At 65.1% G+C, this 21,521-nt stretch carries 20 protein-coding genes; 5 read left to right on the top strand and 15 right to left on the bottom strand.

Annotation, left to right across the window (positions count from 1 at the left end; translation table 11 throughout):
- Positions 1-28: 28 nt before the first annotated feature.
- The 6 genes from SE92_RS08315 to SE92_RS08290 all read right to left on the bottom strand — a co-directional run bounded on the left by SE92_RS08315 (position 29) and on the right by SE92_RS08290 (position 5,558).
- Positions 29-787: an SDR family oxidoreductase gene (locus SE92_RS08315; protein WP_063195259.1), complete on the bottom strand. Its 759-nt coding sequence runs from the start codon at positions 785-787 to the stop codon at positions 29-31.
- Positions 788-809: 22 nt separating this feature from the next.
- Positions 810-1,568: a proteasome-type protease gene (locus SE92_RS08310; protein WP_063195258.1), complete on the bottom strand. Its 759-nt coding sequence runs from the start codon at positions 1,566-1,568 to the stop codon at positions 810-812.
- A gap of 193 nt (positions 1,569-1,761) precedes the next feature.
- Complete coding sequence (locus tag SE92_RS08305) at positions 1,762-2,169, bottom strand: carboxymuconolactone decarboxylase family protein (RefSeq protein WP_063195257.1); 408 nt, start codon at positions 2,167-2,169, stop codon at positions 1,762-1,764.
- A 66-nt stretch (positions 2,170-2,235) separates the two neighbouring features.
- Positions 2,236-3,078 carry a transglutaminase family protein gene (locus SE92_RS08300; protein ID WP_063203404.1) on the bottom strand — a complete coding sequence of 281 codons (843 nt, stop codon included), beginning with the start codon at positions 3,076-3,078 and terminating at the stop codon, positions 2,236-2,238.
- Positions 3,079-3,190: 112 nt separating this feature from the next.
- Positions 3,191-4,135 (bottom strand): alpha-E domain-containing protein, encoded by a 945-nt coding sequence (locus SE92_RS08295; RefSeq protein WP_063195256.1) that lies wholly within the window; start codon positions 4,133-4,135, stop codon positions 3,191-3,193.
- Positions 4,136-4,139: 4 nt separating this feature from the next.
- Positions 4,140-5,558 carry a circularly permuted type 2 ATP-grasp protein gene (locus SE92_RS08290; RefSeq protein ID WP_063195255.1) on the bottom strand — a complete coding sequence of 473 codons (1,419 nt, stop codon included), beginning with the start codon at positions 5,556-5,558 and terminating at the stop codon, positions 4,140-4,142.
- A gap of 279 nt (positions 5,559-5,837) precedes the next feature.
- Here SE92_RS08290 and SE92_RS08285 point away from each other — a divergent pair, with 279 nt between their 5' ends.
- From SE92_RS08285 to SE92_RS08275, 3 genes are all read left to right on the top strand, one after another.
- Entirely contained in the window at positions 5,838-6,575 is a 738-nt protein-coding gene (locus SE92_RS08285) for a competence/damage-inducible protein A (RefSeq protein ID WP_008143148.1), read from the top strand.
- A 36-nt stretch (positions 6,576-6,611) separates the two neighbouring features.
- Complete coding sequence (gene gpt, locus SE92_RS08280) at positions 6,612-7,139, top strand: xanthine phosphoribosyltransferase (protein WP_063195254.1); 528 nt, start codon at positions 6,612-6,614, stop codon at positions 7,137-7,139.
- A 168-nt stretch (positions 7,140-7,307) separates the two neighbouring features.
- Positions 7,308-7,928, top strand: coding sequence for a hypothetical protein (locus tag SE92_RS08275; RefSeq protein ID WP_063195253.1), 621 nt, complete (start codon positions 7,308-7,310; stop codon positions 7,926-7,928).
- A 25-nt stretch (positions 7,929-7,953) separates the two neighbouring features.
- Here SE92_RS08275 and SE92_RS08270 read toward each other — a convergent pair whose 3' ends face one another.
- Complete coding sequence (locus SE92_RS08270; protein ID WP_063195252.1) at positions 7,954-8,976, bottom strand: methionine synthase; 1,023 nt, start codon at positions 8,974-8,976, stop codon at positions 7,954-7,956.
- Positions 8,977-9,247: 271 nt separating this feature from the next.
- Here SE92_RS08270 and SE92_RS08265 point away from each other — a divergent pair, with 271 nt between their 5' ends.
- Entirely contained in the window at positions 9,248-9,856 is a 609-nt protein-coding gene (locus SE92_RS08265; RefSeq protein ID WP_063195251.1) for a 2-hydroxychromene-2-carboxylate isomerase, read from the top strand.
- Positions 9,856-10,833 (top strand): NADPH:quinone oxidoreductase family protein, encoded by a 978-nt coding sequence (locus SE92_RS08260; RefSeq protein ID WP_063195250.1) that lies wholly within the window; start codon positions 9,856-9,858, stop codon positions 10,831-10,833. Before SE92_RS08265 ends, SE92_RS08260 begins: the two co-directional genes overlap by 1 nt.
- Positions 10,834-10,932: 99 nt before the next feature.
- Here the strand turns inward: SE92_RS08260 and SE92_RS08255 are convergent, their stop codons facing one another.
- The 8 genes from SE92_RS08255 to SE92_RS08220 all read right to left on the bottom strand — a co-directional run bounded on the left by SE92_RS08255 (position 10,933) and on the right by SE92_RS08220 (position 21,301).
- Positions 10,933-11,823 carry a crotonase/enoyl-CoA hydratase family protein gene (locus SE92_RS08255; protein WP_063195249.1) on the bottom strand — a complete coding sequence of 297 codons (891 nt, stop codon included), beginning with the start codon at positions 11,821-11,823 and terminating at the stop codon, positions 10,933-10,935.
- Between the two features lie 160 nt (positions 11,824-11,983).
- On the bottom strand, positions 11,984-13,405 hold the full coding sequence (locus SE92_RS08250; protein ID WP_063195248.1) for an amidase: 1,422 nt from the start codon (positions 13,403-13,405) through the stop codon (positions 11,984-11,986).
- Complete coding sequence (locus tag SE92_RS08245) at positions 13,398-14,570, bottom strand: M20 aminoacylase family protein (protein ID WP_063195247.1); 1,173 nt, start codon at positions 14,568-14,570, stop codon at positions 13,398-13,400. Before SE92_RS08245 ends, SE92_RS08250 begins: the two co-directional genes overlap by 8 nt.
- A 14-nt stretch (positions 14,571-14,584) precedes the next feature.
- Entirely contained in the window at positions 14,585-16,090 is a 1,506-nt protein-coding gene (locus SE92_RS08240; protein ID WP_063195246.1) for a M81 family metallopeptidase, read from the bottom strand.
- 248 nt (positions 16,091-16,338) lie between these two features.
- Positions 16,339-17,988, bottom strand: a complete 1,650-nt coding sequence (locus SE92_RS08235) for an ABC transporter ATP-binding protein (protein WP_063203403.1) — start codon at positions 17,986-17,988, stop codon at positions 16,339-16,341.
- Positions 17,989-18,117: 129 nt separating this feature from the next.
- Positions 18,118-19,005, bottom strand: coding sequence for an ABC transporter permease (locus SE92_RS08230; protein WP_063195245.1), 888 nt, complete (start codon positions 19,003-19,005; stop codon positions 18,118-18,120).
- A 13-nt stretch (positions 19,006-19,018) separates the two neighbouring features.
- Positions 19,019-19,960, bottom strand: a complete 942-nt coding sequence (locus SE92_RS08225; RefSeq protein ID WP_063195244.1) for an ABC transporter permease — start codon at positions 19,958-19,960, stop codon at positions 19,019-19,021.
- 210 nt (positions 19,961-20,170) lie between these two features.
- Positions 20,171-21,301 carry a M20/M25/M40 family metallo-hydrolase gene (locus SE92_RS08220; RefSeq protein WP_063195243.1) on the bottom strand — a complete coding sequence of 377 codons (1,131 nt, stop codon included), beginning with the start codon at positions 21,299-21,301 and terminating at the stop codon, positions 20,171-20,173.
- Positions 21,302-21,521: the final 220 nt, after the last annotated feature.

Raw genomic sequence — 21,521 nt, 5'->3', positions numbered from 1 at the left:
GCATGGGGTTGTTTTCGCAATTTTAGTTCTAGCCCCGCCCGACGAACGGCATCTTGGTTGCCATCACCGTCATCGTCAGCACGTTGGCATCGAGCGGCAGGCCGGCCATGTAGGCGACGGCATCGCCGACCGCTTTCGCGTCCATGCGCGGCTCGTGCTTGGTGGTGCCATCAGGCTGCAGCACGCCGGGGCCGTTGACCATGCGATCGGTCATCGGTGTCGCGGCATTGCCGATGTCGACTTGGCCGACAGCGATGTCATACATGCGGCCGTCGAGGTTAGAGGCCTTGGTCAGGCCGGTGATGGCGTGCTTGGTCGAGGTATAGGCTGCCGAGAACGGCCGCGGCGCATGCGCCGAGATCGAGCCGTTGTTGATGATGCGGCCGCCGCGCGGGCTCTGGTCCTTCATGATGCGGAAGGCGTGTTGGGTGCACAGGAAGGGGCCGGTGAGGTTGGTGTTCACCACCGCCTGCCACTGCTCGAGGCTGAGATCCTCGAAATTGACGGCGGGCGCGCCCATGCCAGCATTGTTGAACAGCACGTCCAGCCGGCCATAGGTCGCCTTCACCTTGTCGAACAGCGCGGCGATCGAATCCGGCTTGGTCATGTCGGCGGTGACGCAGAGGCTTTGTCCCGCGGGGCCGAGCTTTGCGGTTTCCTCGAGCATGTCGAGCCGGCGCCCGACCAGCACCACGGTGAAGCCGATGTTCATCAGCGCCAGTGATGCGGCGCGCCCGACACCGGTGCCGGCGCCCGTCACCACTGCGATCTTCTTTGCTTCACTCATCGTTTCCTGCCTTTTCTTGCTGTCAGGTTTTCGGTTCTTTTTCGTTCTTGTAGGGCGGCCGCGGAATGTTCTGATGCGCGGCGCGCAGGGCCGCCGACCAGCGCGAGCGCAGATCGTGGAAATAGGGCTCGCCCGCCTCGATGCGGTGGTTGAGATCGGCCTCGCAGGCGTCGGCGCGCACCACCAGCACGTCGATCGGCAAGCCGACGCCGAGATTGGAGCGCATGGTCGAGTCCATCGAGATCAGGCCGGTCTTCAGCGCCTCGTAGAGCTCGACGTCGTAATGCATGGCGCGGTCGAGCACCGGCTTGCCGTATTTGTGCTCGCCGATCTGCAAATAGGGCGTGTCGGTGGTGCACTCGATGAAATTGCCGGCGGTGTAGACCATGAACAGGCGCATCCGGGAGCCCTTGATCTGGCCGCCGAACAGAAAGGAGACGTCGAAGGACACATCCTCGGATCTCAGCGCCGGCCCTTCGGTCGCGTGCACCGCCCGGATCGCCCGGCCGATGCGCTGGGCGGCCTGGAACATGGTCGGCGCGTTCATCAGCGTCTCGAGTTCGCCCGTGTTGGGGTCTTCCAGGCCTTCGGTCAGCGTCGACAGTACCGACTGGCTGATGGCGAGGTTGCCCGCGCTGGCGATCGCCATGATGCGCTCGCCGGGCTTGGAGAAGATGTGCAGCTTGCGGAAGGTCGAGACGTTGTCGAGGCCAGCATTGGTGCGGGTATCGGCGATCATCACCAGACCGTCCCGAACCAGGATTCCGCAACAATAGGTCATTTCCAGTCCCCGAACGCGTTTGCGCGGAATTACTAGCCAATTTCGCCGGTCCCTCCAACCCCCGATTCCGGCCGTCATTCCGGGGCGCGACGAAGTCGCGAGCCCGGAATCCATTCATCCGCAAACTCTGCGGCCCGATGGATTCCGGGTTCGCGCTGGCGCGCGCCCCGGAATGACAACCTGAGACAGCGGCCTACTCGGCGGCATCGACCAAAAACGCCTCGTCGACCGGCACGCCGAGCGCCGTGACCAGCCGGTTGGTCTCCGCGGCCATGCCGACGATGGCGAGCATCTCGGCATATTCGGCCTCGGTCATGCCCTTGGCCCGCGCGGCCGCGGTGTGCGAGTGGATGCAATAGCTGCAGCCATGCGCGATCGACACCGCGACATAGAGCATCTCCTTGACCTTGGGATCGAGTGCGCCGGGCGCCATCACCTCCTTGATGCTCTCCCACGTCCTCCGCAGCGTCTTCGGATCATGCGCCAGCGCGCGCCAGAAGTTGTTGACGAAGTCCGATTTCCGCATCTTGCGAATATCGTCGAAGACGGCGCGCGCTTCAGGGGAGAGTTCGTTGTCCGAAAGCAGCTTGACGGTTGCCATGGGTACCTCGCGGGGGACAATCTGATCCCGCGAGTGTAGCACGGCGTTGCATTTGGGCCGTTGCGCCTAGCCCTGCCGCTGTGACTGCGATTGCCCGCCGCGGCCGGCCGGCTCGACCTTGACCGCAACCGTCAACGTCTCCGCGCCGCCGCCATAGCGGGTACCGCGCACCGGGGCCGCACCGAGATAGTCGAGCCCGATCGCGACGCGGACATGGGCGTCGGTGGCGCAGATGCTGTTGGCGGGATCGAAGCCGACCCAGCCGAGATCGGGCACGAAGGCCTCCGCCCAGGCGTGCCCGGCGTCCTGATGCGAGAGCCCGTCCGCGCGCAGGAAGTGGCCGGAGACGAAGCGCGCCGGCACGCCGCCGGCGCGGGCGCAGGCGATGAAAATGTGCGCGTAGTCCTGGCAGACCCCGCGCTTGAGCGTGAACGCCTCCGCCGCCGAGGTGCCGCTGTGGGTGGGATCCTCGTCGAACGTCATGTGATCGGCGATCTGGCCCATCAGCGTATGCAGGAAGCCGAGCGTGTCGCTCTCGGCCTCGCTGCGCAATTGGCGCGCAACCGCCATCATCGCGGGATTGACGGAGGTGAGATCGGTTGAGCGCAGGAACATGCCGGCCGGAAAGCGCTCGTCAGTCCCGCGCAGCACGCCGCCGGTGTCGTGGGTCTCGATCAGGCCCTCGGCGGTGATCTGGATGTCGCCGACCGGTCCGCAGGACAGCACATGGGTGACGTTGCCGAACGCGTCCTCGTGGGTGTCGAGCTTGGTGTCCGTGGAGACGTCGATCTGCCACTCCGCCACATATTGCCCGTCATGGCTGCCGGGCGTCATGCGCAGGATCTGGATCACGCTCGTGGCCGGCGGCTCGTAGCGATAGGTCGTGGTGTGCTGGATTCGCAGGCGCATGGTGGACCGTTGTTCTTGCGCCGTCATTCCGGGGCGGTCCGCAGGACCGAACCCGGAATCTCGAGGTTCCGGGTCTGGTCCTTTGGACCGCCCCCGGAACGACAGCAATGGGTCAGATCAAATACTGCTTCGTGATGATTTCGCCCAGCCTGGAATTGTCCGTAATGAATTCCTGAATGAATTCATGGACGCCGTGCTGGAAAATGTCGTTCATATTGCTGTGTTCCAGCCGGTTGCGGATGCCGCGGGCGTGGCGCTGGGCCGGGCCCTGGCGGCCATAGGCGACGCCGATCTGGTCGAGGTTTCGCGTGAGATTGTCGTAGCAGCTCGCAAGCGAGCGCGGCAGCGTGCCGTTGAGGATCAACAGGTCCGCGACCAGCCACGGTTTGAGCGTCTCGCGATAAACCCAGTGGTAGGCCGTCAGCGCCGACACCGAACGCAGGATCGAGCTCCATTGATAGAAGTCGAGCGGGCCGCCGACATGCTCTTCCTCGGGCAGCAGCACGTGATACTTCACGTCGAGGATGCGCGCGGTGTTGTCGGCGCGCTCCAGGTGCAGGCCGAGCCGCGAGAACCAGTAGGCGTCGTTGCGCAACATGGTCCGGTAGGCCGAGCCGTCGAAGCGGAGCGAGGTCTCCTGCACGAAGCGCAGGAATTTTGCCAGATCCTCGCGCGTCGACGTGCCCTTGCTCCAGACCTCCTGCAGCTCGATCCAGGCCGAGTTGATGGTGTCCCACATCTCGCTGGTCAGCGCGGTGCGTACCGAGCGCGAGTTCAGTCGCGCCGCCTCGATGCAGTTCCTGATCGAGGACGGGTTGTCGACCGAGAAGGAGAGATAGTCGACGACGTTGTGCTCGTTGGCTTCCTCGTATTTCTGGTAGAAGCTCGCGGCGACGCCGGCGGTCAGCAGCGCCGAGTCCCATTCGTTGGTCTTGCCGATATAGGCGGCGGGAAGCGCGGTGACGCGCAGGGTCGCATCGATGGTGCGCGCGAGATACTCGGCCCGTTCGACGTAGCGGGCGAGCCAGTAGAGGTTTTCGGCGGTGCGCGACAGCATCTGACTACTCGTCCAGGATCCAGGTGTCTTTGGTGCCGCCGCCCTGGCTGGAATTGACCACCAGGGAGCCTTCCTTCAGCGCGACGCGTGTCAGCCCGCCCGGCACGATGGTGATGCGCTTGCTGCCGGTGAGCACGAAGGGCCGCAAATCGACGTGGCGAGGCGCAAGGCCCGAGGCGGTGCAGGTCGGGCAGGTCGAGAGCGCCAGCGTCGGCTGCGCGATGAAACCCTCCGGCTCGCGCTTGAGCTTCTCGCGAAACGCCTCGATCGTCGCTTTGGTCGCGGCGGGGCCGATCAGCATACCGTAGCCGCCGGAGCCGTGAACCTCCTTGACGACGAGCTCGCTGAGATTGTCCAGCACGTAAGCGAGATCCTTCGGCTCGCGGCAGCGCCAGGTCTGCACGTTCTTCAGGATCGGCTCCTCGCCGAGATAGAATTTCACGATGTCGGGCATGTAGGAGTAGATCGCCTTGTCGTCGGCGATGCCGGTGCCGACGGCGTTGGCGAGCGTGATGTTGCCGGCCGCATAGGCCGACATCAGCCCGGGCACGCCCAGCACGGAGTCGGGGCGGAAGGTGAGGGGATCGAGGAAGTCGTCGTCGACGCGGCGATAGATCACGTCGACCCGCTTCAGCCCTTCCGTCGTCCGCATGAACACTTCGTTGTTCTTGACGATGAGGTCGCGGCCCTCGACCAGCTCGATGCCGAGCTTGTCGGCGAGGAACGAGTGCTCGTAATAGGCGGAGTTGTAGACGCCGGGGGTGAGCAGCGCGACCGTCGGCTCGCTGGAGGCGCTGAGCGGCGCGACCGAGCGGAGCGCGGCAAGCAGCTCGTCCGGATAGCGTTCGACCGGCGCCACCCTGTGGCGGGCGAACAGATCCGGAAACAGCCGCATCATGATTTCGCGGTTTTCCAGCATGTAGGACACGCCGGACGGCGTCCGCGCATTGTCCTCCAGCACGATGAAGTCGTTGGCATCGACCCGGACGATGTCGATGCCGGCGATGTGCACATAGACGTCGTGCGGCACCTGCTGGCCGTTCATCTCGGGCCGGAAGACGGGATTCTGGAAGATCAGATCGTCGGGTACGATCTCGGCGCGCAGGATGTCGCGGCCGTGATAGATGTCGCGCAGGAACATGTTGAGCGCGCGCACGCGCTGCTTCAGGCCCTTCTCCAGCAGCGCCCATTCCTTGCCCGACATGATCCGCGGGATCACGTCGAACGGGATCAGGCGCTCGGTGGACTCGGCCTCGCCATAGACCGCGAAGGTGATGCCGATCCGGCGGAACAGGAGCTCGGCTTCCTGGCGGCGATATTCGAGCGCCTCGGGAGGCGTCTCCTTGAGCCAGCGCGCCAGCTCCTGATAGGCGGGGCGAAGATCCCCACCGGGAATGTTCATTTCATCAAACGCGACTGCCATAGATCCCGACTTGTTTCCCCAGGCGTTGCGCCAATGGTCAGGCCGGAGAGGTCCTGGTGAAGACCGCAACGTCCCGTGGCCATGCGGCAAGAGTGCATGACTTCGAGGTGGTAGCAAGGGCCGGGCCAGCGCGATAAGCATGGACTGGCAGCATTTGCCGGGGATGGCCGGCGGCTTGCCTGAAAAAATGGCTGAGGACTGCTTATTTCGGCAGCAAAACCGCGTGACTTCAACGCGTTACCCCGGCAAAGTCGGCGCCACAGGTGAGGGACTTAAGGCATGAGCGAGATCGTCACGGCGGGTATTCTGGTCATTGGGGACGAAATCCTGTCCGGCCGGACCAAGGACAAGAATATCGGTTTCATCGCCGAATATCTGACCAATATCGGCATCGATCTGAAGGAGGTCCGGGTCGTCTCCGACGACGAGGCCGACATCATCGCGGCCTTGGATGCACTGCGGCATCGCTACACCTACGTCTTCACCACCGGCGGCATCGGGCCGACCCATGACGACATCACCGCCGACAGCGTCGCCAAGGCGTTCGGCGTCGGCATCGACCACCATCCGGAGGTCGTCGCCCGTTTCCGCGAGCGCTGGAGTGAGCAGGATCTCAACGAGGCCCGCCTGCGCATGGCCCGCATTCCCGACGGCGCCGAGCTGATCCAGAGCGCGACCATCCTCGCGCCCGGCTTCAAGATCGGCAATGTCATCGTCATGGCGGGCGTGCCGTCGATCATGCAGGCGATGATGGACATCGTCTCGCCCAAGCTGAAGTCGGGTGTGCGCATGCTGTCCGAATCGGTTCGCGCCAATGCGCGGGAGGGCGACATCGGCAGCCCCTTGCGGGCGATCGCCGCCGCCCATCCCGACACCATCATCGGCAGCTATCCGTTCATGGACGAGGAGCAGAAGCCCAACACCAACCTCGTGGTGCGCTCGCGCGATGCGGACAAGCTTGCAGCGGCGATGGCGGCGGTGAAGGACATGCTGGCGGGATTGAACATCACCCGCTAGCACAGACTTTGCCGGCAGACGAAGCAGGAGACGACGATGGCGGGTGAAGCACCGGAACTGAGCGCACAGGAGCGGGCGGGCAGGGCCTTTCCGGTCTCGTGGGATCAATTCCACCGGGATTGCCGGGCGCTGACCTGGCGGCTCAACGAGGTCGGTCCGTTTCATGCGGTGATCGCGATCACCCGCGGCGGCCTCGTGCCGGCGGCAATCGTGGCGCGCGAGCTCGGGGTGCGCGTGATCGATACGGTCTGTATCGCGAGCTACGATCACGACAAGCAGGGCGAGCTCCAGGTCCTCAAGGGCATTTCGGAGCAGGCCATGAAGCTTGGTGGCGGCACCGGCAAGGGCCTGTTGATCGTCGACGACCTCGTCGACACCGGCAAGACCGGCAGGCTGGTGCGCGAGATGCTGCCCGATGCGCATTTCGCCACCGTCTACGCCAAGCCGAAGGGCCGTCCGCTGGTCGACACCTTCATTACGGAAGTGTCGCAGGACACCTGGATCTTCTTCCCCTGGGACACCGCGCTGTCCTACCACCCGCCGCTGCGCGACGGCGCGGCGTGATCTTTTTTCACCTCGCCCCGCTTGCGGGGAGAGGTCGGATTGCATCGAAGATGCAATCCGGGTGAGGGGGAGCTTCCGCGAGTCCGTCTCTCATCATATCTGCGGATGCAGCCCCTCACCCCAACCCTCTCCCCGTAAGAACGGGGAGAGTGAGAAGAGCTGCACACCATGCCCCTGCAAAACCGCGTCACGCCGACCGGCGACATCGTCGCCACCCCGCATCGCGGCCTCTTCACCGGCAATCGCGGCATCATCCATGATCCCGCGACGAAGACACTGCTGAATAAGCGCTGGTCGTCGCCGGCGTGGATTACATGCCTGTGTGAATTCCGCGGCTGGCGGCGGCCCGTGATGGCGCGGCGGAGCTGGACCGAGCTGTTCTTCCTCGACGAAGCCACCGCCTTTGCCGCCGGCCATCGTCCCTGCTTCTTCTGCCGGCGCGAGGATGCCAACCGCTTTCGCGCGGCGTGGGAGACGGGGAATGGCGTGAGCAAAGCGAGTGCGAAGGCGATTGACGCCCAGCTCCACCTGGAGCGTCTGGATCATGGCCGCAAGCGCCTGCACGCGCTGCCGATGCCGATGGCAAAATTGCCCGACGGCGCGATGGTGCAGCAGGGCGAGGAGAGCCTTTTGGTGACGAAGGGACGGCTGTGGCGATGGTCGCCAGCCGGCTATGCCCGCGCCGACAACGATCTGGAGAGCCCGATGCTGCTCACGCCTCCGTCCACATTGCGGGCGCTGAGCGCCGGATATCAACCGGCACTGCATCCGACGGCTGCTCTGGACTAGCAGAGCAGCCTGCGGACCCCTGCCATTATCCCAGCTTCTCGCGCGCCAGCGCGGCGCCGGCGCCGAGCGCCATCAGTTTGGCCTCGGCGATCTCGCGCCGCATCGGCGCCATGCCGCAATTGGTGGTGGCAATGATGTTGTTCCTGGGCACGAATTTCGACACCGCGTCGATCACCTTCACGACATCCTCGGCGGTCTCAACCGTGTCGCTGGCGACGTCGATCACGCCGGCCTGCACGATCTTGTTCTTCAGGAGCGCGAGCAGGTCGAGCGGCACCTTGGAATTGCGGCACTCGATCGCGACCTGCTGGATCGGGCTGGCGTCGATCGCCGGAAAGATCTGCTCATACTGCCGCCATTGGCCGCCCAGCGTCTCCTTCCAGTCGGTGTTGGCCTTGATGCCGTAGCCGTAGCAGATGTGCACGGCGGTGGCGCAGGTCAGGCCCTGCGCGGCGCGCTCCAGCGCCTTGATGCCCCAATCGTTGACCTCGTCCATGTAGACGTTGAAGGCGGGCTCGTCGAACTGCACGAGATCGACGCCGTCGGCCTGCAAGGCCTTGGCCTCTTCGTTGAGCAGCTCGGCGAAGGCAAACGCCATCTTGACGCGATCGCCATAGTAGCGATCGGCAATGGTGTCGATGATGGTCATCGGGCCGGGCAGCGTGAACTTCAGTTTCTTCTTGGTGTGCGTGCGGGCCACCCGCGCCTCGAAGGCATGGACGCGATCCTTCAACCGCAAAGGCGCGACCACTTGCGGCACCATCGCCTTGTAGCGGTCCTTGCGGATGCCCATCTCGACCTTGTGGGCGAAGTCGATTCCCTCGATCTTCTCCAGGAAACCGTGGACGAAATGCTGGCGGGCCTGCTCGCCCTCGGTGAGGATGTCGATGCCGGCGTCCTCCTGGATCTTGAGCCAGATCAGGGTCGCGTCGCGCTTGGCGCGGAGCAGCTCGTCGCCTTGCGCCTTCCAGGGGGCCCAGAGCATGTTGGGCTCGGCGAGCCATTCCGGCTTCGGCAAGGAGCCGGCGATCGTGGTTGGAAACAGCATGGCGGCTCTCCCGGCAGGTTGTGTTGCGCCTCTTCCTGCCATGTCCTAACGTCGAGGTACAGAACAACAAAAGTCGGCCCGGAGCATGATCGGCAAAGGTTGACGCTCAGGGCCGGCACGGAGGTTTCGAAGAGGGGACCGTGCCAGCCCCCCTCGTCATTGCGAGCGCAGCGAAGCAATCCAGAATCTTTCCGCGGAGACAGTCTGGATTGCTTCGCTGCGCTCGCAATGACGGAGGAGAAGGCAGAAAAACGTAAAAAAGGGAAACGCCATGATCGAGTTCTTCTTCGACTGTTCCAGCCCCTGGACCTATCTCGCCTTCCACAATATTCAGCCGCTCGCCAGGGAGCTGGGCGCCGACATCGTGTGGCGGCCGATCCTGGTCGGCGGCATCTTCAATACGGTCAACCCGAGCGTCTATGCGCAGCGCGAGACGCCGGTGCCGCTGAAGGCCCGCTACATGAAGAAGGATCTTCAGGACTGGGCGCGCTCGGCCGGCCTTGCGATCAAGATGCCGCCGACGGTGTTCCCGGTGAACAGCGTCAAGGCGATGCGCGGCTGCATCTGGCTCGGCAAAGACATGGTGCCGTTCGCAACGGCCGTATTCGAGGCCTATTGGGGCGAGGACAAGGACATTTCGCAGGACGCGGTGCTGGCCGAGATCTGCAGGAAGGTCGGCATCGACGAGGCAAAGTTCTTCGCCGGCATTGCGGAGCAAGGCATCAAGGATCAGCTCAAGGCGAATACGGAAGAGGTGGTCGCCCGCGGCGGCTTTGGTTCGCCGACGATCTTCGTCAACAAGACCGACATGTATTTCGGCAACGACCGCCTGCCGCTGATCCGCGAGGCGCTGTTGCGCAGCAAGGCGAGCGCGGCCTGATGGTGCGCGCGATCGTCTGCCGCACGCTCGGCGAACCCGAGAGCTTGCAGCTGGAGGAGTTTCCGTCGCGCGACTTGAAGCCGGGCGAGGTGCGGGTCAAGATCCGTGCCGCCGGACTGAATTTCCCCGACGTGCTGATGGCCGCCGGACAATATCAGCTCAAGCCGGAGCTGCCGTTCACGCCCGGAATGGAAGCGGCCGGTGACGTCACCGAGATCGGCGCCGAGGCGAAAGGCGTTGCCGTCGGCGACAAGGTCATCGTCAAGATGCGCCACGGCGCTTTCACGGACGAAGTTGTGGTCACGCCGTCACAGCTCACCCCCAAGCCGTCGACGTTCGACTACGCGGAAGCTGCGACCTATCTTGCCGGCCATGGCACGGCCTATCATGCGCTGATCGATCGCGGCCGGGTCGAGCCGGGAGAAGTGCTGCTGGTGCACGGCGCCGGCGGCGGCACGGGATTGGCCGCCGTCGAGATCGGCAAGATGCTGGGCGCGACGGTGATCGCGACTGCGTCAAGCGACGAGAAGCTCGCCATCGCCAAGTCGCGCGGCGCCGATCATCTCATCCGCTACGACCGCGAGCCGTTTCGCGATGCCGTCAAGCGCATTACGGATGGCCGCGGCGCGGACGTCGTGTTCGACCCCGTCGGCGGCCAGGTCTTCGAGGACTCGATGCGCTGCATCGCCTGGGGCGCGCGGCTTTTGGTGATCGGCTTCACCGGGGGTATCGGCTCGGCGAAAACCAACCTGCTGCTGATCAAGGGCGCCAGCGTGCTCGGCGTGCGCGCCGGCGAAGCGGTACGAAAGAACCCTGCGCTCGGGCAGGTGCGCCTGAAGGCGCTGCTGCAATGGGCGGAGGAGGGCAAGCTGCGCCCCAACATCTCGCACCGCCTGCCGCTGCAGGACTATGCGAAGGCAATGCGGCTCCTGATCGACCGCAAGGCGATCGGGCGTGTGGCGCTGATGATGGACTGATCGGTGCCGACGACGTAGGGCGGGTTAGCGAAGCGTAACCCGCCGTTTTGCTTCAAGAGAAGAGGCGGGTTACGCCTTCGGCTAACCCGCCCTACGAACTTATTTGTATTCCCGTTCCGTCCACCACGGGAAATAATCCGGCATATCCGTGGACACCTTGTTCTTGAATTGCGCCGGACGCTTCTCCAGGAACGACACCACGCCTTCTTTCACGTCGTCGGAGCGGCCGCGGGCGTAGATGCCGCGGCTGTCGACCTTGTGGGCTTCCATGGGATCGTCCGCGCCCATCATGCGCCACATCATCTGCCTGATCAGCGCGACCGAGACCGGCGCGGTCTTCGCGGCAAATTCCTTGGCGAGTGCCCGGGCGGTCGGCAGCAGATCATCCGGAGGCACGACCTTGCTGACGAGGCGGCCGGCAAGGGCTTCCTGCGCCGGGAAGACGCGGCCGGAATAGCACCATTCCAGCGCCTGCGAGATGCCGACGATGCGCGGCAAAAACCAGCTCGACGCCGCCTCCGGCACGATGCCGCGCTGGGAGAACACGAAGCCGAACCGCGCGGCATCCGAGGCAATCCGGATGTCCATCGCGAGCTGCATGGTGACGCCGATGCCGACCGCAGGGCCGTTCACCGCGGCGATCACCGGCTTCAGGCATTTGAAGATGCGCAAGGTCACCTGGCCGCCGCCATCGCGCACCTGGGGATCGCTGTAATCGACCTTGCCGTCGGCAAGGCGCTTCACCGGTCCGCGCCGCGCGTCGCGATCGAACGTGTCGGCGCCAGAAGAGAGATCAGCACCCGCGCAAAAGCCGCGCCCTGCGCCGGTGACGATGATGGCGCGGACGTTGTCGTCCTTGTCGGCGGCATCGAACGCGTCGATCAGCTCTGCTTGCATCTGCGCGTTGAAGGCGTTGAGCTTGTCGGGCCGGTTCAGCGTGATGGTGAGGATCTGCTCGGCGACCTCGTATTTGATCGTCTCATACGCCATGGTGGTTTCCTTCCGCCTGTTTCTTTGTCGTTCTCTCTAGCACGTCATTCCGGGGCGCGCGAAGCGCGAGCCCGGAATCCATGTCTCCACACCAATTGTGCGGATGAATGGATTCCGGGCTTGCGCCAAGAGGGCGCACCCCGGAATGACGACAGTGCGACTATTTCGCAGGCGGCTTGGGCCAGGGCCGCTGCGGGCCGCGCAGGCCTTCAAAGGCCTTGGCCATGCCGAGCACGCCGATGTCGTCGAAGCGGCGGCCGACGATCTGGACGCCGATGGGAAATCCCTTGGGGTCGAATCCGCCGTTGATGGAGACGGCGGGGTTCTCCGACATATTCCACGGCACGGTATAGGCGATGTGCTCGAACGGCTGCATGGGATCGTTGGTCGGAGAAGCCCAGTCGGCCGGATAGTTCACGTTCGGTGCGGTCGGCGAGATCACATAATCGAGCTCGCAGAACAGCTTCGCCGCCGCCGCGCGGATCGCCATGGTCTGGTTGAAGCCGCGGATGACGTCGACGCCCGACAGCTTCGCGCCGGAGGCACCCCATTTGAAAATGTAGGGCAGCACCTTGGCCTGCTCGGCCGGCGTCAGCTTGGACAGATCGTCCCACATCCGCGCGCGCCAGAAATTGTCGAGGCCGTCGAGCATCTCGCGGGTGAGAATGCCGTCGACCTCGGTCACGACGCTGCCAGCGGATTCGAACGCCTTTGCGGCTTTCACTGCGACGTCGCGGACCGCTCGTTCTGCCGGCAGGCCGACGCCGGCATCGAGCATCAATCCGATGCGCAGTTTGCGCGGAGATTTTTCGAGACCCTTCCAGTTGAGCGGCTCGGCCGGCAGGCTCATGCCATCGCGCCGGTCGGGCTTTGCGATCACGCTCATCATCAACGCGCAATCATCAACCGTGCGGGTCATGGGACCGGCGACGCGGCCGAGATAGGTGGGATCGATCGGCACGCGGCCAAAGCTCGGCTTCAGGCCGACGAGGCCGCACCAACCGGCGGGCAGGCGGACCGATCCGCCGATATCGGTGCCGAGATGCAAGGGACCGTAACCGGCCGCCGCAGCAGCGCCGGCACCTGCACTGGAGCCGCCGGGGTTCTTGGAGAGATCCCAGGGATTGCGCGCGAGCGCATGGAAAGAGGAAAGCCCGGAGGACAGCATGCCGTAGTCGGGCATGGTGGTCTTGGCGAAGATGATGCTGCCTGCCTCGCGCAGCCGCGCGGCGGGCGGAGCGTCCTTCTCGGCCGGGACGAGCTTGACGCTGGCTGCGCCCAGCGGCACCGGCACGCCCTTGGTCGCGATGTTGTCCTTCACCGTCACGGGGACGCCATCGAGCGCACCGGACGGCTCGCCGCCGGTCCAGCGCGCGGTCGAGGCCTTCGCGGCTTCGCGCGCGCCGTCGGGGTCGAATGCATAAAGCGCCTTCAGATGCGGCTCCCACGCCGCGACATGCGCGAGCACGTCGTCCAGCACCTCGCTCGGCGAGAATTGCTTGGCGCGATAGCCCGCGATCAGATCGACCGCGGACAGATCGTGCAGCGAGGTGACCGCATCTTCGACGTTCTTTTTAGGCATTGCCACCCACCGGCATGCGGGTCTCGATGATGCGGGCGAACATGCTGGCGCCGATCGGCAGGATCTTGTCATCGAGCACGAAGCCGGGATTGTGCACCGGCACCGAGCCGTCATGGCCGACCCAGAAATAGGCGCCGGGAATGGTCTGCAGCATGTCGGCGAAATCCTCGCTGCCCATCTTGGGCTGGGCGCGGGTGATCACGTTGGCGGGGTCGACGATGGTGCGCGCGACCTCCTCGACCACCTTGGACTGCTCGACCTGGTTGACCAGCACGTCGAAAGTATCGCGGATGTCGACGTCGATCACGCATTGATAGGCGCTGGCGATGCCGGCGCAGATCGTGCGGATGCGTTCGGCGATCAGGGTGCGGACTTCCTTCGAGAAGGTGCGGATGGTGCCGCACAGATGTGCATCGCCGGGGATGACGTTGTAGGCGGAGCCGGCATGGATCTGGGTGATCGAGATGACGGCGGCCTGCAGCGGCTCGACGTTGCGGCTGACGATGGTCTGGATCGCCTGCGCCAGCGTGGTCGCGATGATCACCGCGTCCTTGGAACGCTCGGGCATCGCGCCATGCGCGCCATAGCCGGTGATGCGCAGGTCGAAGAAGTCGGCGCTGGCCATCGCCGGGCCCGGCAGGATCGCGATCTCGCCGTGGTTGAGGTCGGGCGCGTTGTGCAGGCCGTAGAGCTCGTCGCAGGGAAACTTCTCGAACAGGCCGTCCTTGATCATGGCGCGGGCGCCGCCGAGGCCTTCCTCGGCCGGCTGGAAGATCAGGTGCACGGTGCCGTCGAAATTGCGGGTCTCGGCGAGGTAGCGCGCGGTGCCGAGCAGCATGGTGGTGTGGCCGTCATGGCCGCAGCCGTGGAAGCGGCCGGGGATTTTCGAGCTCCATTTCAGATTGGTGTTCTCTTCCATCGGCAGCGCGTCCATGTCGGCGCGCAGGCCGATGCGCTTGCTGCCCGAGCCCTTGCCCTTGATCACGCCGATCACGCCGGTGCCGCCGAGACCGCGATGCACCTCGATGCCCCAGCTCTTCAGCTTGTCGGCGACGATGCCGGAGGTGCGCACTTCCTCGAAGCCGATCTCGGGATGGGCGTGGAGGTCGCGGCGGATGGCAGTGAGTTCGTCGGCATAGCCGTCGATGCGCTCGAGTGTGGGCATGTGGTCCTGTCCGGTTAGCGTGAGGAGGGCGTGAAAACGGGGCCGTTCGGCTTGATGCGGATGCCCGGGCGCAGGCGCGTCCAGGGCAGGGACGCGGTGTCGGCCGGCATCGCGCCGGGCGCGGCACAGATCATCAGGCTCGCAGCGATCGGTTCGAAATCGGCGCGGAAATGCACCGAGCTCTTGTTGACCAGGATCTTCTCCTGCGTCGGCTCGATGCCGACATAGCGGTACATCGCCTGGTCGGCGAGCTGCGCCTTGTGCGAGCTCACCACGACCCGGACATCGCCGATGCGAAGGCACGCGGAGGGGCCCATCTCCATTTCGCGGCCGCCATAATAGGGGCCGGGCGCGATGAAGCGGCCGTCGGAGAGTTTCTCGACGACGAAGGTCTCGGTGTAAGGCTCGTCACCGGGAATGCCGGACTTGCCGCCGAGCGACAGCGTCACGGTGGCGCCGACGCCAGCTGCGTGTGCTGCCTTGGCCGAGACCGGATCGTAGATCGCGCCGGTAGCCGCGCTCGCCTTGTTGCGCACCAGTGCGCGCAGCATGCCCGTGGTGTCGGAATCGCCGCCTGCGCCGGGATTGTCCTGGGTGTCGGCAATGATGATCGGCTTGCTTGCACCCTTCGCCAGTTCCATGGCGTGACGTACACCATCGTCGGGCGACCATATCCGGCCGTCGAAATCGTCCTCGTGGCTTTCGATCAGCTTGACGATCGCATCGGCCGCGCGATCGGCATCTTCCTGTGTTCTGCCATAGGCGAACACGCTCGGCCCGCAATCGCGGAAGTCGGCGGCAGGGAAACCGGGCGCGAAGGAGAGCGTCGGAACCGCATCGCTTTCCAGCGCGGCAAGCTTTTCGTAGATGCCCTTGGTGGGGAAGTCATTGGTGCATTGCCAGCTGATCGCGATCAGGAACGGCAGTTGCCGGAACGCCTTTGCGAAACGCTGCTTCGTCTTCAGCAGCAAAGCGAGGTGTCTCGCGGCAGCGCGGCCGGTGTCGGCCATGTCGACATGCGGATAGGTGCGGTAGGCGATCAGCGCGTCCGCATGTTCCATCATCTCGGGCGTGACGTTGGCGTGCAGGTCGAGGCTCGCGACCAGCGGAACATCCTTGCCGATGACGCGGCGCACGCGCGCCAGGATCTCGCCTTCACCGTCGTCGAGATGCTCGGTCACCATCGCGCCGTGCAGGTCGAGATAGACGGCGTCGAGCGGTCCGGCGGCTGCGATGCCGTCGACCATCACCTTGACGATGCGCTCGAAGGCATCCTTGGTGACGTGCGCGGAGGGGCTCGCCCCGCAGGCGATCGTCGGAACGAGTTCCCAGCCGTTGACCTCGGCGCTGTCGACGAAACCGGCCAGGCCGACATTGATGCGCCGCATCACCTTCAGCACGTCCTGGCCTTCCGTCATCGCCGGCCAGCCGCCGCCATGCTGGAAGTCGGCGAAGGTCGCCTTGGTGGGAGCGAAGGTGTTGGTCTCGTGCAGGAAGCCGCCGACGGCGATACGTGTCATCAATTCAAGTCCAGCGTTGGAGAGTGCGCGACGTTAGCCTTGGCTCCGCGCAGAGAGCAAGGCGAGAGGCCATCGCGCCGCGCATGGGGTCAGATCGTTTTGGGAATGCTGCGTCCCACACTCCGCCGTCATTCCGGGGCGCGCCACGCGGCGCGAGCCCGGAATCCATCGTGCGACGGAGTCTGCGGCCTGAGGGATTCCGGGCCCATCGCTTCGCGATACCCCGGAATGACGACGAGAGAGTGGAATTACGCGCTTGCGGCCACGGCCTCCGCCACCGGCCGGAAGTTCGCAAAGTCCCAATTGCGGCCGGGAGCCGCATCCAGCAGTGCCTTGGTGTAGGCCTGCTTCGGATGCGTCAGCACTTCGCCGGCGGGGCCCTGTTCGACCACGCGGCCGTGCTGCATGACAACGACCTCGTCGCAGATCTGCGCTGCGACGCGCAGATCGTGGGTGATGAACAGGATGGCGATGCCGAGCCGCTTCTGGATCTCGTCCAGCAGTTCCAGCACCTGCGCCTGCACGGAGACGTCGAGCGCGGAGACCGCTTCGTCCGCGACCAGAACGTCCGGATCGAGCGCGAGCGCGCGCGCGATGGCGATGCGCTGGCGCTGGCCGCCGGAGAACTGGTGCGGATAGCGTGACACGGCGTCGGCCGGCAAGCCGACCAGCTCGAGCAGCTCGCGGGCGCGCTTGATCGCATCGGCATGCGCGACGCCGTAGTTGATCGGGCCTTCCGCGATGCTCTCGCCGACGGTGACGCGCGGGTTGAGCGAGCGGTAGGGGTCCTGGAACACGATCTGGATCTTCTGCCGGTGCGGCTGCAGCAGGCGGCGCGAGATGTCGGCGATCTCGCGGCCGGCAAGACGAACGCCGCCGGAGGTCGGGTCGATCAGGCGCACGATGCAGCGCGCGACCGTCGACTTGCCCGAGCCGCTTTCGCCGACGATGCCGAGCGTGCGGCCCTTGCGCAGCGTGAGCGTCACCTTGTCGGCGGCGACGACCTCGCGGCCTTTGCCGAAGAAGGCGCGCTCCTTGTAGACCTTGCTGAGCTCGTTCGCCTCGAGCACCACGGGCTCGCGGCTCTCCTCGCGCGGCGGCCGCGGCACCAGGCTCGGCACCGACGCGAGCAGGTTGCGGGTATATTCCATGGTCGGATTGCGCAGCACGGTCTCGAGCGGCCCGGTCTCGACCAGGCGGCCCTGCCGCATCACCGCGACGCGGTCGGCGATCTCGGCGACCACGCCCATGTCATGGGTGATGAACAGCACGGCCGTGCCGTGATCGCGCTGCAGCTCGCGGATCAGGGACAGGATCTGCTTCTGCGTGGTGACGTCGAGCGCGGTGGTCGGCTCGTCCGCGATCAGCAGCTTCGGCTCCAGCACCAGGGCCATCGCGATCATGATGCGCTGGCGTTGGCCGCCGGAGAGGCGGTGCGGGTAGGAAGCGAAGATGCGTTCGACCTGGGGCAGGTGGACCTGCTCCATCATGTCGAGAATGCGCTTCCTGCGCGCCCTCGCATCGAGCTTGGTGTGCGCGCGCAGCACCTCGTCGATCTGGCGGCCGACCGGCACGACCGGATTGAGCGCGGTCATCGGCTCCTGGAAGATCATCGCCATCTGCGTGGCGCGCAGCTGGCGCAACCGGCGGTCGGTCGCGGTGAGGATCTCCTCGCCGACCAGCTTGACGCTGCCGGCGGTCGGCACCAGCGTGCCCTTCGGCAACAGGCCCATCGTGGTGAGCGAGGTCACCGACTTGCCCGAGCCGCTTTCGCCGACCAGGCACAGCGTCTCGCGCTCATGCACCTGGATCGAGATGCCGTCGATGATCTTGGGCCCGCCCGGCTTCTTGCCGACGGAGACGACGAGGTTGTTGATGTCGAGGATGGTGTTGGTCACGTCAAATCTCTCCGCCGTCATTCCGGGGCGCGCGTCGCGCGAGCCCGAAATCCATCGGGCTGCATCGTAGGTGTGAAATGGATTCCGGGCTCGCGCCAAGGGGCGCGCCCCGGAATGACAGTGCTGATCTCACTTCCCCTCCCGCTGCTTCATGCGGGGATCGAGTGCGTCGCGGGCGGCGTCGCCGATCAGATTGATGCTGAGGATGGCGATCGAGAGCAGCAGGCCCGGCCAGAAGATCAGCGACGGCTTGATCTGGAAGTACTGGCGGCCCTCGGCCATGATGTTGCCCCAGGTCGGCGTCTCCGGCGAGATGCCGGCGCCGAGGAAGGACAGGATCGCCTCGGTCAGGATCGCGGAGGCACAGACATAGGTGCCCTGGACGATCAGCGGCGCGATCGTGTTCGGCATCAGGTGCCGCCACATGATCTTCGGCAAGGACGAGCCGACCGAGATGGCGGCCTCGACATAAGGCTCCTCGCGCGCCGACAGCACGACAGAGCGTACCAGGCGCGCCACGCGCGGGATCTCCGGAATGGTGATCGCGATCAGCACGGTCCAGAGGCTGGCACCGGACAGCGACACCACGGCGATCGCGAGCAGGATGCTCGGCATCGCCATCAGGCCGTCCATGACGCGCATCAGGACGGCATCGACCAGCTTGAAGAAGCCGGAGACGAGGCCGATCGCGAGCCCGATCACGATCGACAGGATCGCCGAACCGATGCCGATCAGCAGCGAGATGCGGCCGCCATAAAGGACGCGCGAGGCCAGGTCACGGCCATAGGCGTCGGTGCCGAGCAGGAATTGCGCGGACGACGGCTTCAGCCGCTGCGACGGCGCGAGCTGGATCGGATCATGCGGGGCGATCAGCGGCGCCAGGATCGAGATCAGCACGATCAGCGTGAGCAGGACCGTCGCCGTCGCGATGATCGGCGTCGAGGTCAGGAACCCGAAACGCGGCCGCAGCGGCGCCGTGATCGGAATGGACGACTGGGGAAGGGTATCGACCGACATGTTTATCCTTGCCTCAGTACCGGATCCGGGGATCGAGCAGGGTGTAAGCGACGTCGATCAGAAGATTGACGACAACGTAAATGAGCGAGGTCAGCAGGATCATTGCCTGGATCACCGGATAGTCGCGCGCCAGCACCGCATCCACGGTGAGGCGGCCGATGCCGGGGATGTTGAACACGCTCTCGGTGACGACGACGCCGGAGATCAGCAGCGCAAAGCCGGTGCCGATCACGGTAATCACGGGCACGGCGGCATTGCGCAGCGCGTGCCGCATCATCACGGCGACCTCGTTGATGCCCTTGGCGCGCGCGGTGCGGACGTAATCCTCACCGAGCACGTCGAGCATCGCCGCGCGCGTCATGCGCGCGATCAGCGCAATGTAGATGAAGGAGAGGGCACAGGTCGGCAGGATCATGCGTTCGAAGAACGCGCCGAAGCCGGCGCTGATGCTCTTGAAGCCCTGCACCGGTACCCAGCGCAGCTCGAGCGCGAATACTTCGATCAGGACATAGCCGACCACGAATACCGGCACCGAGAAGCCGAGCACGGAAAGCCCCATCACGAAACGGTCGATCCAGGTGCCGTGCTTCCATGCCGCAATCACGCCCAGCGGCACCGCCACGATCACGGCCAGGATGATGGTGCACAGCGCGATCGAGATCGACGGCTCGACGCGCTGGCCGATCATCTTCATGACGGGCAAGTTGGAGATCAGCGAGGTGCCGAGGTCGCCGTGCAGCAGCTTGTTCACCCAGGTGATGAACTGCACGATCAGCGGCTCGTTGAGGCCGAGCGAGGCGCGGATGCGCTCCAGACGTTCGGGCGTCGCGTTATCGCCGGCGAGGATCGCCGCGGGGTCGCCAGGGGTGAGGCGGAGCAGGAGGAAGACAAACAGCGCGACGACGCCCATCACGGGCACGGCGGCGAGGGTTCGGCGAAGGAGATATCCGAGCAAGTTGGATTCCGTCAGATTAGAGTCAAATCGGCGGCAGCCGCGAGGTCTGTTCTGCCACTAGCCTAACATTTCAGCAATTCCCGTGCCATCCGGGCCACAGTTTTTGCAGTGCGGTCAGCTGATTTCCGCGCCCTTGGATTTGGCCGTCATTTCCGGGTTCGTGCTTGCGCGCCCCGGAATGAGACAGCCTGGACTACGAGACAGCCTAGACTACTCCAGCGTCGCCAACAGTCCCGCCATCAAGCGGCCGCGCTCGACCAGGCTCTCGACCTCGATGAACTCCTCCAGCGTGTGGCCGTTACCGCCGCGCACGCCGAGGCCGTCGAGCGTCGGGATGCCCATTGCGCCGGTGAAATTGCCGTCGGAGCCGCCGCCGGAGCTCGCATGCGGTAATTCCGCGCCAAGAGATTTGGCGATGCCGCGCGCCTTTTCGTACAGTGCCATCGTGCCGGCATCCGGCTCCCACACCGGACGCGTCACCCCGCGCGTCACCTTGAAGGCGACATCGTTGGTCGTGCCTGACAGCGCCAGCATCCGCTCGACGCCGCGGTCGAGATCGGCCTGCCGCTTGGCCATGGAGAGCGCTTCGCCGGTCGCGGTCGTGGCAACGCAATTGACCCATTGCCCGCCATGCACGACGCCGACCGAGAAGGTGCAATCCTCGCTCGTCATGGCGTCGATGTTGAGAATCTGCCGCGCCATCTCGCGGATCGCCGAGCGTCCCGCCGACAGCGTCGCGCCGGCGTGGCTCGGCCGTCCAGTCGCTTCGAGATTGAATCGCGCAATCGCATAACGTCCGGTGGTGACGCCGTTGTCGGCGCGGCCGGGCTCGGGCACCAGCACATATTTGTTGCGCGCGGCCTCGGCTTCGATGATGTCGCGCGTCGAGGGCGTGCCGACTTCCTCGTCCGGCGTGAACAGCACGGTGATCGGCAGCGGCGTCGTGAAGGATGCGCGCGCCAGCTGGCGGATTGCTTCCAGCGAGAGATAGTTGCCGCCCTTCATGTCGTAGATGCCGGGACCGTAGCACTTGTTGCCCTCGCGCCGCCATTTCAGCTTCTCGATGGTGCCGACCGGGTGGACGGTATCCATGTGGCCGGCGATCAGGATGCCGGGCTCGCCCTGCTTGGGGTGTGGAAAGCGCGCGCGGATCACGCCGCCGAAGCCGTTCCGGCCGGCGATGCGTTCGATCGTCGCACCCATGATCGCCATATCCCGCGCTGCGATATCGAGCATGCGGTTCACGGCACCAGCGTCCCAGGTCGGGCTTTCGCATTCGACCCAGCCGCGCAGACCTTCGAGCATTGCCTCGGAATCGAAAGGTAGATTGGCTGGATTCATCTCAATGTCTCTCAAGCTTTGAAAGGTGGAACGCGCATTGCATTGCTGCGCGGCAGGACGAGTGGAGAGTGTTGTAGAGCCAAACCGATCGTTGTGGAGCCCGTGCCCGCGCCGCCAGGGCTTGCAGCGAAACCGGATTGACGCGCTCGGCACTGTCTGCAAGTCTCGAAAGATAAAGGCATTGCATGAGGTTAGTTCGCCTAGGGAATGAACCACATGC

Origin of the sequence: Bradyrhizobium sp. AT1, from assembly GCF_001590795.1 — a bacterium.
Lineage (GTDB): Bacteria > Pseudomonadota > Alphaproteobacteria > Rhizobiales > Xanthobacteraceae > Bradyrhizobium.
The sequence above is the reverse complement of the archived record's forward strand: the minus strand, read 5'-3'. Positions and strand labels throughout refer to the sequence as shown.